Source organism: Wenjunlia tyrosinilytica, from assembly GCF_014646055.1.
Taxonomy (GTDB): domain Bacteria; phylum Actinomycetota; class Actinomycetes; order Streptomycetales; family Streptomycetaceae; genus Wenjunlia; species Wenjunlia tyrosinilytica.
Map to the genome: position 1 here is coordinate 38,453 of NZ_BMMS01000018.1, position 12,729 is coordinate 51,181.

At 72.2% G+C, this 12,729-nt stretch carries 7 protein-coding genes; 4 read left to right on the plus strand and 3 right to left on the minus strand.

Annotation, left to right across the window (positions count from 1 at the left end; genetic code table 11):
- Positions 1-134: 134 nt before the first annotated feature.
- Positions 135-836: a DUF4232 domain-containing protein gene (locus IEY86_RS20765; protein WP_189133293.1), complete on the minus strand. Its 702-nt coding sequence runs from the start codon at positions 834-836 to the stop codon at positions 135-137.
- A 303-nt stretch (positions 837-1,139) separates the two neighbouring features.
- Between IEY86_RS20765 and IEY86_RS20770 the strand changes: the two genes are divergently transcribed.
- Positions 1,140-3,881, plus strand: coding sequence for an ATP-binding protein (locus IEY86_RS20770; RefSeq protein WP_189133294.1), 2,742 nt, complete (start codon positions 1,140-1,142; stop codon positions 3,879-3,881).
- Positions 3,882-3,959: 78 nt separating this feature from the next.
- Here the strand turns inward: IEY86_RS20770 and treY are convergent, their stop codons facing one another.
- Together treY and glgX are read right to left on the minus strand one after the other, a co-directional pair.
- Positions 3,960-6,425, minus strand: coding sequence for a malto-oligosyltrehalose synthase (gene treY, locus IEY86_RS20775; protein ID WP_189133295.1), 2,466 nt, complete (start codon positions 6,423-6,425; stop codon positions 3,960-3,962).
- A gap of 33 nt (positions 6,426-6,458) precedes the next feature.
- Positions 6,459-8,585 (minus strand): glycogen debranching protein GlgX, encoded by a 2,127-nt coding sequence (gene glgX / locus IEY86_RS20780; RefSeq protein ID WP_189133296.1) that lies wholly within the window; start codon positions 8,583-8,585, stop codon positions 6,459-6,461.
- 258 nt (positions 8,586-8,843) lie between these two features.
- Between glgX and IEY86_RS20785 the strand changes: the two genes are divergently transcribed.
- The 3 genes from IEY86_RS20785 (at position 8,844) to IEY86_RS20795 (ending at position 12,636) form a co-directional block, all read left to right on the plus strand.
- A complete protein-coding gene (locus IEY86_RS20785; protein ID WP_189133297.1) occupies positions 8,844-9,731 on the plus strand; it encodes a Tat pathway signal sequence domain protein in 888 nt (295 codons plus the stop codon).
- A 12-nt stretch (positions 9,732-9,743) separates the two neighbouring features.
- A complete protein-coding gene (locus tag IEY86_RS20790; protein WP_189133298.1) occupies positions 9,744-11,069 on the plus strand; it encodes a copper amine oxidase in 1,326 nt (441 codons plus the stop codon).
- A 328-nt stretch (positions 11,070-11,397) separates the two neighbouring features.
- Positions 11,398-12,636 carry a DUF5919 domain-containing protein gene (locus tag IEY86_RS20795; RefSeq protein ID WP_373287062.1) on the plus strand — a complete coding sequence of 413 codons (1,239 nt, stop codon included), beginning with the start codon at positions 11,398-11,400 and terminating at the stop codon, positions 12,634-12,636.
- Positions 12,637-12,729: the final 93 nt, after the last annotated feature.

The window sequence follows — 12,729 nt, forward strand, 5'->3', positions numbered from 1 at the left end:
GCGTTGTCACACTCGCGACCAGTATGGCGGCGGGAGTGGATTTCGACATGACCACGACGGCGCGCCGACCTGTGCCGGCGTGGGCGCCGGTCCGTGCCGGCGGGGGCGCCGGCCCGTGCCCCACGGGGCTGCTGTCAGTACGCCAGCGCGTCCGCCGCCGATGCGAAGAAGACGGTCACCTGCGGGTCGTTGATCGTCGTCTGCCCGGCGAGCTTCGCGGTGACCGCCTTGTCACCCGCCGACAGGGCGATGTTGATGCCGGTGACGGACTGTCCGCCCGAGCTGTCCGCCCGGGAGAGCCGCACTCCCGCGTAGGCGCTCTTTCCCGTTTCGAGGGCGGTCTCCGAGCTCGTGCCCGGGCCCATCGGCTGCGCCTGGCCGTCAATGGCACCGAACGTGACCACGGGCGCCTTGAGCGGGACACGGCAGGCAGTGCCGCTGGTGTTCGTGGCGGTGATGAGCGCGTGGTTGATCGGCCTGGAGACCTGCGTCACCTTGAAGGCCAGCTGGCTCGTCCTGCATGGGTGGACGTCGCCCTCAGTCTGCCCGCCGCTCGAACCGCCCGACTTGGAGCCGCCGGAGGAACCGCTGCTCGAGGCGGGCTCGGCTCCCCCCGTGGATCCACCGGACGAGCTTCCCGCCGAGGACGTGTCCCCGGACGACGAACCCCCGGAAGCGGACTCCTTGGCCTTCGGCGCGGCGGACGACGACGCCTTGTCCGACGGCTTGGGTGCGGCCGAGTCGGAGCTGTCGGAGCCGCACGCGGTGAGCGCGAGCGCGCTCAGGGAGAGCGCGGCCAGCGCGGTCGCGGTGCGGCGGACAGTGGTGGTGTTCATGGAACTGATCCCCCCAGGGATGTGCACCGGTCGGTGCGGTCTTCGAGCGGCCCGGCCGAGGAGTTCCCAAGGGCCGGGGTTGTGCCACCACCATGTCGCGTCCATGGTCTCGTGGACCATCGTGGTCCGCCACGAGATCCATGAGTGGAACTGTTACGAGAACCGTGCAACGTGCTGCGAGCATCTTTGGGGGCGGAGCCGGAACCGCGTGACGCGGCATCCGGGTCGGGTCCGTGCCGGACGGACCCGCCTCGACCGGCCCATTTCGACCAGCCGACGCATATCGATCAGGGAGAAGAGCGGATGATTCGGACCGGTGTGCCACTGCGCGGCCGTGAGCGGGCGCTCCGGAACGCCCGGGAGCTGATCGCGCGGGCCCTGGCGGGCAGGGGAGGCGCTCTCCTGGTCCGCGGGGCGACCGGCTCGGGGCGCAGCGCCGTGCTGCGGGCGGTGGCCGGGCCCGCGGCCGACGAGGGGATGCGGGTCCTGCGGGCCCGCTGCGCGGCCGAGGAGTCCGGGACCCCGTACGCCGTGGTTCGCCAACTGCTCGAAGGCGCTGACGCCTGTGCTCCGGTCGGCGACGCTCCCTCGCCCAACGCCTGGCAGGCGGTGCGTGACCTCGCCGAGGACGGCCCGCTCCTGCTCGCGGTGGACGATGTGCATCTGGCCGACCCGGCGTCACGGGACTGGCTGGCCCACCTGGCCCGCCGGCTGGACCGGCTGCCGGTGCTGGTGGCGCTGACCGAACGGCGCCAGTTCGACATCGAGGGCGCAAGGGTGCCCAGCGCCGTGCACCGGCTCGCGCGGGACGTCGTCGCCACCGAGTCGCTGGAGCCGCTGTCCCCCGAAGCGGTGGCCGCGCTGGTGCGGGACCGGCTCGGCGACAAGGTCCCCGACCCGGCGGCCTCGGGCTGGGCGGCGGCCGGATGCGGCAATCCGCTGCTCCTGCACGCCCTTGTCGACGATCTGGAGGAGCTCGCCCGCGACGGACTGGGGGCGGGCCGTTCGCTGTCCGGACTGCTGCACCCCGGCAATTTCACCGAGGCCGTGTGGTGGTGGCTCGGGTCCGCGGGCGAGGCCACCGCCGACATCGCGCGGACCGTGGCCGAACTCGACGGAGGGGGAGCGACACCCGAACTCCTCGCGGAACTGGCGCGGGCGGACACCTCCAGAGTCACCGGCTGGCTTTCCGCCATGCGCCACCAGGGGTTCCTGTCGGGCGGCGGCGCGCCGGACGCGCCGCCGCGCTTCGCCCATCCCCTGCTGCGGGACGCCGTGCTCGCCGGGTGGCCGCAGCGCCGCCGATCGGCGGCCCGCCTGCGCGCGGCCGAGATCCTCTACCGCGGCGGTGCCCCGGTGGACCAGGTCGCCGAGCATCTGCTCAAGTCCGCCCCCGTCGGCGCCGAGTGGGCGGTGGACGCGCTGGTGGAGGGCGCCGCGCGCGCCTCCCGGGCGCAGCGGCCGGCCGAGGCCACCGCGCTGCTGCGGCGGGCGCTCGCCGAACCCCTCACCGCGCCCCGGCTGGCCGATGTGCTCACCTCGCTCGGCTGCCTCGAGGTACGCACCGACCGCGCGGCCGCCGTACGGCACCTGGCCGAGGCACTGCGGCTCCAGACCTCTCCCCACGGGCGGCTGCGGGTGGCCAATGCCCTGGGCACGGCGCTGGCCGCACACGGCGAGGTCCCGGCCGCGCTGGAGGTGCTGCGCCAACTCGCCGAGGGCTTCGGCGAACGTGACGACCTGGCCGACCTCGTCCACTCGGTCCAGGCGGCCACGGCGTTCATCGCCAGCCACGAGGCCGATGGCTGGCGCAATATGCTGCCGCAGGTCCAGCAGCGGGTCCGGCGCTCCCCCGAGTGCACCGACCCCATGGCGCACTCCCTGCTCACCGAGCACGAGGCCACGGCCGGGCTCATCGGCGCGCCGGAGGCCATGCGCCGGGTCCGCTCCATCCTCGCCGCCCCGACCGACCCCGGGCTCCAGCCCTATCTGCTGGCCTCGCTCGCCACCCTGGCGCAGTGGTCGGACGAGCTCGACCTCGCGGACGAGCTGGTGGACCGGGGCCTCGCCCTGCACCGCGACCACCCGCTGCACCCGGCGCAGCAGTGCCTGCACAGTGTCCGGGCCGAGGCCGCCGTCATGCGCGGCCGGTACGAGCAGGTGGTGGAGTCGGCCACGGGACCGGGCGCCGAGGGCGAGAATGTCCATGTGCGGGCGCAGGGCGTGCTCGCCCTGATCGAGCTGGACCGGCTGCCGCAGGCCCGGCGCCTGGCCGAGTGCGTGGAAGGGCTCGGTGCCCGTGAGTCCTGGGAGTGGATCGAGTTCCGCTACGCCCAGGGCATGCTCCACTGGGCGGAGGACGACCCGGCGGGGGCGCTGCGGCATCTGAGCGCGTGCGGCGAGCTCCAGCAGGCCCGGCGGATGCTCACTCCGGCGGTGACGCCGTGGCGCTCCACGTCCGTCGCCTGCCTGCTGCGGCTCGGCCGGACGGCGGAGGCGCTGCCGCTGGCGGAGGAGGAACTGCGGCTGGCGAGGGTGTGGGGCACGCCGCGTGTCGTGGGGCGCGCTCTGCGGGCGTTGGGCGCGGCCAGAGGCGGGCAGCGCGGGCTGGCCCTGTTCGAGGAGGCCGTGGCGGAGCACCGCCGGCATCCCCTGGCGCCCGACCTGGCGGCCGCCCTGCTCGAGCTCGGCACCGCCCTGACGGACGTGGGCCAGTCCAACCGCGCCCGTGAAGTCCTGCGTGAGGCCGGGGCACTGGCGGAGCGGCTGAACGCGCCGAGGCTGCGCCGCCTGACCGCCGAGGCCCTGCGCTCGGGCGGCGCCCGGTCCCTGCGCCCGCGTCATACGGGCGTGGCGGCGCTGACGGCGAGCGAACGCCATGTCGCCTCCCTGGCGGCGGCAGGCCGCACCAACGCCGAAATCTCCGCCTCCCTCCATCTGGCCCGCCGCACGGTGGAAACCCACCTGACCAGCGTCTACCGCAAACTGGGCATCCGCGGCCGCCCCCAGCTCCCGGGCGCCTTGGCCACCCAGGAGGCGCCTTGACGACCCCGGGGTCGGCGAAGGAGCGGCCGCCCGGCACTGGCCCTGCCCAGCGGCGTCCCGCGCCCGGCCCGCCGCTCCTTACCCTTCCCGCCTCACCAGCAGGGCCACGGGGAGGTCCGTCAGAAGGGTGGCCAGTGGCACCGGGGCGTTGAAGGACCGGCCCGTCAGCTCGTCGGTCCATACGCCGCCCGGCAGGGGGAGTTCCGTGGTGCCCCAGCCGCCGCCGGCTGCCAACGCGCGGGACAGGCGGGTGGCCACCGTTGTCACCCGGTCGGCTCGGATGAAGGAGAACGCGTGGTCGGCCGCCGCGCCGTGGGCGTGCAGCGGGGTGTAGCCGGCCGCGTCCCCGAACCACTCCGGGTGGGAGCGGCGCAGGCGGAGGGCCTTGGCCGTCAACCACAGTTTGTCGTCCCGCAGGTCCCGGCCCGGTTCGCCGTCGTCGAGGCGCGCCAGCCGGGCCGCCAGGTCCGCGAACGGGACCGGCCGCCGGTTGTCCGGGTCCACCAGCGTGTGCCGCAGCGACTCCGTGCCCTGGTACACGTCCGGCGCACCCGGCATCGTCAGGTGGACCAGTGCCGCGCCCAGTACATTCGCCCGCTCCGAGGGGCCGTGCTCCTTCAGCAGGTCCGCGGCCGGGTGGGACTGCCCCTGCGCCGCGGCGGCGGCGAACTCCAGCACCGCGCTCTCGTAGTCCGCGTCCGGGCTGGTCCAGCTGGTCCGCGTCCCCGCCTCGCGCAGCGACTTGCGGACCGCCTCCACCACCCGTGCGGGACATGCCCCCACATCGTCCGGATCGGCCCCCGCACCTACCAGCGTCTGCCACACGAGGTACTGGGCGTGCCGGTCCGGCACACCTGCCCGCAGGTGCGCGTACGCGCCGTCGGCGTCCGCCAGCCACTGCCGCCACTCCTGCGGCGCCTCGGACAGCACGGCGATCCGGGCCCTGACGTCGGCGCTGCGCTTGGTGTCGTGCGTGGACAGCACCGTGCCCGTGGCGGGCCAGTCGCGCTGCAGACGCGCGCAGAAGGCATGGAACTCGTCCGGTTCGGTCCCCCGCCCATCGGGCTCGCCGCCCACCTCGTTGAGCGACAGCAGCGGGAACCACCGGTAGAACGCGGTGTCCTCCACGGCCTTCGCCCGCACGGCCGTCGAGACCTGTGCGAACCGCGCGACGAAGTCGTCCTTGTCCGGCGAGCGCCCGAGCGCCCCGAGCGCCAGGTCCCGCACCACCTGCACCGCCGCGGCCTCCTCGGGCACCCGGAAGGCCCGCGCGGCGACCTCGGCGGCCCGCTCCAGCAGCTCCACCGCCTCGGCCGGCGCCCGCTCGCCGGGGACGACGTACGGGCGGTAGACCGGGAAGGCGAGCAGCAGTTCCTCGACGGCCGTGCGCAGCGAGCGTGCGCTGTGGTCGCTCAGGGCGCTCTCGCGGGCGCATATCCGCGACGCGAGAACGCTCAGGCGTTCGACCTCGGCGGCCAGCTCCTCCCTGACGACGTCACGCGCGGCGGTCCTCGCGGTCTCCTCCCAGCCCTCGGCGCGGCCGGTGTCGGGCGCCGTGTAGTCGTCATGGACCCGGCGCAGCTCCCGGGCTCCCTCGGGGCAGACGAACAGCCCGTCCACGCGGCCCAGCGCGTCGTATCCCGTCGTTCCGGCGCACGGCCAGTCCCCGGGAAGCCGCTCCTCGCCGGTGAGCACCTTCTCCACCACCGTCCACCGCCCGCCCGTGGCCTCGGCCAGCCGGCGCAGATAGCCGCGGGGGTCTGCCAGCCCGTCCGGGTGGTCGATCCGCAGCCCGTCGACGACCCCCTCGTCCATCAGGCGCAGCAGGACCTCGTGGGTGGCCGCGAAGACCTCCGGCTCCTCGGCCCGCAGCCCGATGAGGTCGCTGATGGTGAAGAAGCGCCGGTAGTTGAGCTCGGTGGCGCCCAGCCGCCACCAGGCGAGCCGGTACCACTGGTTCCTCAGCAGCTCCTCCAGTGGCAGCTCCTCGGTTCCCTCCCGCACCGGGAAGGTGTGGCCGTGGTAGCGAAGGATCGTTTCACCGTCGAGTTCGTCGCGAGTGAGATTCTCCAGCTCGTCCCCGAGACGGCCGCCCAGCACCGGCAGCAGGATCCGCCCGTGCCGCCCGTCACCCGGATGCGCCCGCCAGTCGATGTCGAACCACCTCGCGAAGGGGGAGTGCGGCCCCTCCCGCAGCACCGACCACAGCTGCCGGTTCAGATGCTCGGGGACGGGCACGGCCATATGGTTCGGGACGGCGTCCACCACCAGCCCGAGCCCGAGCTCCCGCGCCTTGCGGGCCAGTGAGCGCAACCCCTCCTCACCGCCCAGGTCCTCGCTGACCCGGCTGTGGTCCACGACGTCGTAGCCGTGCGTGGAGCCCGGCGCCGCCTGGAGGACCGGGGACAGGTGGAGGTGGGAGACGCCGAGCGAGGCCGCGTACGGCACCACGGACTGTGCGGCCGCGAAGGGGAACGCCGCCTGCATCTGGAGGCGGTAGGTGGCCGTCGGCGTCGTCCGCGCGCAGGACGGGGCAGTCGTCATGGAATGACTTCTACCCACAGGCCCTGCCTCCCATCACGCGGGACGCTGGAGCACCACCACAGAGCGGTCGGTGACGGGCAGCCGGTCGCCCGCCCTGACCTTCGCCGTGTCGTCCCCGGCCGCCCCCTTGGGCCGCGCGGTGTCCACCACGAACCGCCACTCCCTGCCGTGGTCCACCGGCACCACGAACTCCAGCGGCTCGTAGTGCGCGTTGAACATCATGAGGAACGAGTCGTCCGTGACCCGTCCCCCTCGGGAGTCGGGCTCGGAGATGGCATTGCCGTTGAGGAACACCGTCAGTGCCCTGGCCTGAGCGGCCTGCCAGTCCTGCTCCGTCATCTCCTCACCCTCGGGGGTGAACCAGGAGATGTCGGAGAGGTCGTCGTGCGTCCCCGCGACCGGGCGGCCGTGGAAGAAGCGGCGCCGCCGCAGCACCGGGTGGTCCCGGCGCAGCCACACCATCTTCCGGGTGAACTCGTGGATCTCGGCGGCGAGGGTGTCCTCCTCGTCCTCCTTGGGCCACGGCACCCACGACAGCTCGTTGTCCTGGCAGTAGGCGTTGTTGTTGCCGTGCTGCGTACGGGCGAACTCGTCGCCGTGGCTGAGCATCGGCACACCCTGGGAGAGCATCAGGGTGGCGATGAAGTTGCGCATCTGACGTGTGCGCAGCGCCATGATCTCCTCGTCGTCCGTCCCGCCCTCGGCGCCGCAGTTCCACGAGCGGTTGAAGCCCTCGCCGTCGCGGTTGCCCTCGCCGTTGTCCTCGTTGTGCTTGTCGTTGTACGAGACCAGGTCCCGCAGGGTGAAGCCGTCGTGGCAGGTCACGAAGTTGATCGAGGCGAGCGGGCGGCGGCCGTCGCCCTGGTAGAGGTCGGAGGAGCCGGTCAGCCGCGACCCGAACTCCGCCAGGGTCGCGGGCTCGCCCCGCCACAGGTCGCGCACGGTGTCGCGGTACTTGCCGTTCCACTCCGTCCACAGCGGTGGAAAATTGCCCACCTGGTAGCCGCCCTGGCCGACGTCCCAGGGCTCGGCGATCAGCTTGACCTGGCTGACCACCGGGTCCTGCTGCACCAGGTCGAAGAAGGAGGACAGCCGGTCCACCTCGTGGAACTGCCGGGCCAGCGTCGCCGCCAGGTCGAAGCGGAAGCCGTCGACGTGCATCTCGGTGACCCAGTAGCGCAGTGAGTCCATGATGAGCTGGAGGACGTGGGGGCTGCGCATCAGCAGGGAGTTGCCCGTGCCCGTGGTGTCCTCGTAGTACCGGGCGTCCTCGGCGAGCCGGTAGTAGGACCCGTTGTCCAGGCCGCGGAAGGACAGCGTGGGGCCGAGGTGGCTGCCCTCGGCGGTGTGGTTGTAGACCACGTCCAGGATGACCTCCATGTCCGCCTCGTGCAGCGCCTTGACCGCCGTCTTGAACTCCTGCACCTGCTGGCCGCGGTCCCCGAGGGAGGAGTAGGCGCCGTGCGGGGCGAAGAAGCCGATGGTGTTGTAGCCCCAGTAGTTGGCCAGCCCCTCGTCCACCAGCCGATGGTCGTGCACGAACTGGTGGACGGGCATCAGCTCCAGGGTGGTGACCCCCAGCTCGACCAGGTGGTCGATGACGGCGGGGTGGGCGAGCGCCGCGTACGTCCCCCGGATCTCACGGGGCAGGTCCGGATGGAGCATCGTCAGGCCCTTGACGTGCGCCTCGTAGATCACCGTGTGGTGGTAGGCCGGGTTCGGCGGGCGGTCGTTGCCCCAGTCGAAGTACGGGTTGACCACCACGGACGTCATGGTGTGCGGCGCCGAGTCCAGGTTGTTGCGCGAGTCCGGCTGCCCGAAGCGGTATCCGTAGACCGCCTCGTCCCAGTCGATGGCCCCGCTCATCGCCTTGGCGTACGGGTCGAGCAGGAGCTTGGAGGAGTTGCAGCGGTGCCCCGCTCGGGGGTCGTACGGCCCGTGCACCCGGAAGCCGTAGCGCTGCCCCGGCATCACCCCGGGCAGGTAGGCGTGCCGGACGAAGGCGTCGTTCTCCCGCAGCTCCACCGCGGTCTCGGAACCGTCGTCCTCGAGCAGGCACAGCTCGACCCGCTCCGCCACCTCCGAGAAGACCGCGAAATTCGTACCCGCCCCGTCGTACGTGGCGCCGAGTGGGTACGGCTGCCCCGGCCAGACCTGCATGTCGGTGGCCCACCTCTTCCAACGTCGGTGCCGCGCACGTCCCGGTGGTCCGGGGCCGTCGGGCCCTGAGCTGCACTGCGCCGACGGCTGCCGACGCACACGCGAATCCTTGCCCACGAAAGGCCGGGCCGAACGAGTTTCCCAAGATCTTCCCCAGGATGGGCAGCGCAACGCCCTGGAGAGGCAACCCGATCGTGGGGACCGGCGTCATTCAGCACGGGACGGGGGAAACACAACCGAACAGCGCAAAGGGGAGAAATGAACAACGAGGGGGAGGCAATCCCTCCCGAGCGGGGCACCGGGGTGGGGCCTCGCGAGGGTGATCAGGACACGGGCCGTCCGGCTCGCCGCGCCATCACCGCCACACGTGTCCTGTGGGGTTCCGCGACAGCGCTGGCGTGCACCGCCGCGATGATCGCGGTCACGGTCCCCCTTCAGGCCATGGGGGACGACGGGAACGCGTCGCCGTCCCCGAGCGGTTCCTCCGCCACCGCCGGGCAGGGCGCGCCCGGTTCCGCCGCGGCGGGCCGCTCCGCCCCCGGCGTGGTCGAGGACGCCGGACCGGTGGGAGAAAGGGGCAGCGGCCGGGACCCGCTCACCCCCGACGAGGTCCAGCGGGCCAGAAAGCTCGCCGTGGACGCCTCGTTCCGCGCCAGGAGCCGCGATGTGCACGGCGGACCGGGCCCGGAGTACCTGCGCACCGAGTTCGCCGACACCCCCGGTGCCCGCACCGCGGACGTGTACTTCTTCAACTACGAGGACCGCACGGTCGTCAAGCGGACCGTCGACCTCGACGCCGGCAAGGTCACCGCGTCCAGCGCGGCCTCCGGGATCCAGCCGCCGCCCTCCCGGGAGGAGACCGACGAGGCGGTGAAGCTGCTCCTCGCCGACGGCGACGCCAAGCGGCTCAAGGCCAACTACCGCGACGCCACCGGCAAGCCGCTCACCCGGCCGGCGCAGCTCAACTCGCGCGGCCTGGCCTACGGAGGCAGCGGTGGCGAGCTCACCGGCGCCTCACCCCTGGGCAAGTGCGCCAAGGACCGCTGCCTGTCGCTGTTCACCCGAGTGTCCGGCGGCGGGCCGTGGATCGACGTCACCGACCTCGTGATCGACCTGACCGACCGGACCGTCACCCGGATCCCGTAGGAGACCCCAGACATGCGCACAACGAAACTGCGGTCCGCCCTGGGCGGAACCGCGGCCCTCCTGCTCGCCTCCGTCACCCTCGGCGGGTCCGGGTCGGGAACGGCCCAGGCCGCCCCCGGCACCTCCCCGAAGGCCGCCCCGAACGCCTCGGCGGCCAAGTGCAGCGGCCGCTCCCTGATCGAGCACAAGCTCGCGGGCGGCACCACCTGGCGGATGTGCTGGCGCGTGGACCCCCTGGCGGGCCTGGTGCTGGAGGACGTCTCCTACCAGCCCAAGCGCGAGAAGAAGCCCATCACGGTGCTCGGCTCGGCGGCGCTCGCCCAGGTCAACGTGCCCTACGACTCCGGCAAGGCGGAGTACAACGACATCACGATGTTCGGCTTCGGCCGGGAGGGCATCCTGATGAAGCTCGACCCGGCCGAGTGCCCGGGCGGCACCATCCGGAAGGCCTTCATCGGCAACAAGGCGCACGCCCAGAACGCCCTGTGCGTCAACACCCAGGCCCGCGGCACCGCCTACCGGTCCCAGGACTACGCCAAGCAGGACGGCAGCCCGGGCAAGCTCTTCCAGGCCCAGGGACAGGATCTCGTCCTGTTCAGCGTGAGCCAGGTGGGCTGGTACGAGTACATCAACCAGTGGATCTTCTCCGACGACGGCACCATCACCGCCCGCGTCGGCGCCACCGGCGACCTCTCGCCCGGCGACTACAGCAAGTCCTCCGACGGCTGGCCCATCGGCAAGGGCAGGAGCGACTACGCCACCAGTCACTACCACAGCGTCTTCTGGCGGCTGAACTTCGACCTGGACGGCTCCCCCAAGGCCAAGGTCGAGCAGTACGAGACGAAGTACACCGGCAAGAAGGGCGATGCGTCGGCCATCCTCAGCACCTCCATGTCGGAGCTGAAGAAGGAGACCGCCGCCAATTCCAGCCTGCGGCGCTGGTGGCGAGTGGTCAGCACCGCGGGCAGGAACAGCGACGGGCACCCGCGCTCGTGGGAGCTGGTCCAGAACCACAGCGACAAGTACGACGCCCACACCTTCACCAAGAACGACGTGTACTTCACGCAGTACAAGGCGTGCGAGAAGAACGCCAACGACAACCAGGACCCGGCCTGCAAGAAGGCCAGGTCCGTCGACAAGTACGTCAACGGGGAGGCGCTGACCAACCCCACGATGTGGGTGAACGTCGGCTTCCACCACATCCCCAGGGACGAGGACCAGAGCCCGATGCCCGTGCACTGGCAGGGCTTCCAGCTCGTTCCCCGTGACGTGACGGCGATGAGCCCGCTCACCCCGGACGAGCGGCTCGGGAACAACGGCCACCCGCACGAGGGGTGACATCCGCCCGCGGACGGCACTGACCCGCCGTTTCCCGCACCTGAGCACCCCGGGTCCCGCCCCCCTGCTCGGGACCCGGGGCTGTCCTCCCCGCCATCGCCCCCGGAGGGACGGACTCCACCGCCCCGGCCGCACGGCCCACCGCCGCGGCCGGATCGACCCCGCCGCCCCGCGAGTACCGCGGGGCGGCGCGGCAGTTGACCGCCTGCCGGACAACACCACCCATCGGGCTGCGCCGCCCCCCGCGAGGGCAGTAGTCTTGATCGCTGCCGGACGGCAGACGGTCGCGAGGCCTTCACGGGAAGGCCGTGGGAAGGCGGTGCCGGTGGTGACGTCGGGACTGGTCCTGCCCTCCTCGGACGGCGGCGGCCAGGGGAATCAGGGTCATGGCGAGGGAGCAACCAGCACTGTGTCCGCCCCCCGCCCTGCCGAGATAGGCGCCGAACTGGACTGGGCAGCACGGGACTGGGCCGAGGTCAGGCTTCGCGCCCGGCGTGCCGGCCGTGCCTATGTCTGGCTCAATCTCGTCGAACAGCGCCTCCGCGCCGTCGTCGCCGCCGTGCTGCGGCCCGTCTACGAACCCGTCCACGGCGAGGAGTGGGTGGTCGCCGCCGCCGGTCCCGCCGGGCACGAATGGGTCCAACGGGCCGCCGCCGTCAGGGAGGTCAGCCGCCGCAAGGGCTATCTGCTCGACCCCGCCGACGACGACCTGCTGATCTTCCTGACCCTGCCTCAGCTGCGAGAGCTCGTCGTCCAGCACTGGCCGTGCTTCGACCCCTTCCTCGCCGACCGGCGCGAACTCGAACTCGCCCTGGACGAACTGGAGGTGGCCCGGCATGTCGTCTCCCGCAACCGGTCCCTGTCCGAAACCGTCCTCGCCCAGGCCGAGCGGGCCGCTCAGCGGCTGCTCGACCTGCTGGAGGCGGGCACGCGCGGCGGCACCGCCTACGCCCGGCTGCCCGTCGACGTCGTGGAGGAACTGGTCGGCGACCGCTACGCCGATGTGGTCGGTGTGCACCCGGACCGGGTGCGGCTGCAGAGCCAGGTGGCGCTGGAGGACCTGTTCGGCTCCGCCCACCGCCTCGACGCGATAGGGATCGGTCTCAACCTGCTGGTCCAGAACTACTCCGGCCGACGGCTGGTGCGACTGGCCGAGTCCGGATGCCGGGTGCGGCTGCTGTTCCTCAATCCGGCCAGCAGCGCCGTGCGCCGCCGCGAGCGTGAACTCGGCCTCGGCCGGGGCGAGCTGAGCCGGTCGGTGGAGATGAACATCATGCACATGCGGCGGGTCCGCTCCCGCCTGCGTGACACCGGGAGCTTCGAGATCCGGGTCTTCGACGAGACCCCGAGGTTCACCGCCTACCTCGTCGACGGCGACAGCGCCGAAGGCATCGCCGTTGTCCAGTCCTACCTGCGCAAGTCGCGGGGCATGGAGTCCCCGGTCCTGGTCCTGCGCAGCGGGGGGCGCGACCTGGTCCACGGGGAGGCGGGCGGGGAGCACGGGCTGTTCGAGATCTACCGCGAGGAGTTCGAAGGGGTGTGGACCGACTCCCGGCCGGTGTCCTGAATTGATCCCCCTTTGATCCGGTTCGCTCTGTTCCGTAATGTTCTGACCACCTGTCAGGAGTGTCGGTGCCGCACGCGATGATGGGGTGAACAA

Excerpts from the sequence above, each read along its gene's own strand:
- IEY86_RS20765 (WP_189133293.1), bottom strand. The coding sequence starts at position 836 with ATGAACACCACCACTGTCCGCCGCACCGCGACCGCGCTGGCCGCGCTC.
- IEY86_RS20770 (WP_189133294.1), top strand. The coding sequence starts at position 1,140 with ATGATTCGGACCGGTGTGCCACTGCGCGGCCGTGAGCGGGCGCTCCGG.
- treY (WP_189133295.1), bottom strand. The coding sequence starts at position 6,425 with ATGACGACTGCCCCGTCCTGCGCGCGGACGACGCCGACGGCCACCTAC.
- glgX (WP_189133296.1), bottom strand. The coding sequence starts at position 8,585 with ATGCAGGTCTGGCCGGGGCAGCCGTACCCACTCGGCGCCACGTACGAC.
- IEY86_RS20785 (WP_189133297.1), top strand. The coding sequence starts at position 8,844 with ATGAACAACGAGGGGGAGGCAATCCCTCCCGAGCGGGGCACCGGGGTG.
- IEY86_RS20790 (WP_189133298.1), top strand. The coding sequence starts at position 9,744 with ATGCGCACAACGAAACTGCGGTCCGCCCTGGGCGGAACCGCGGCCCTC.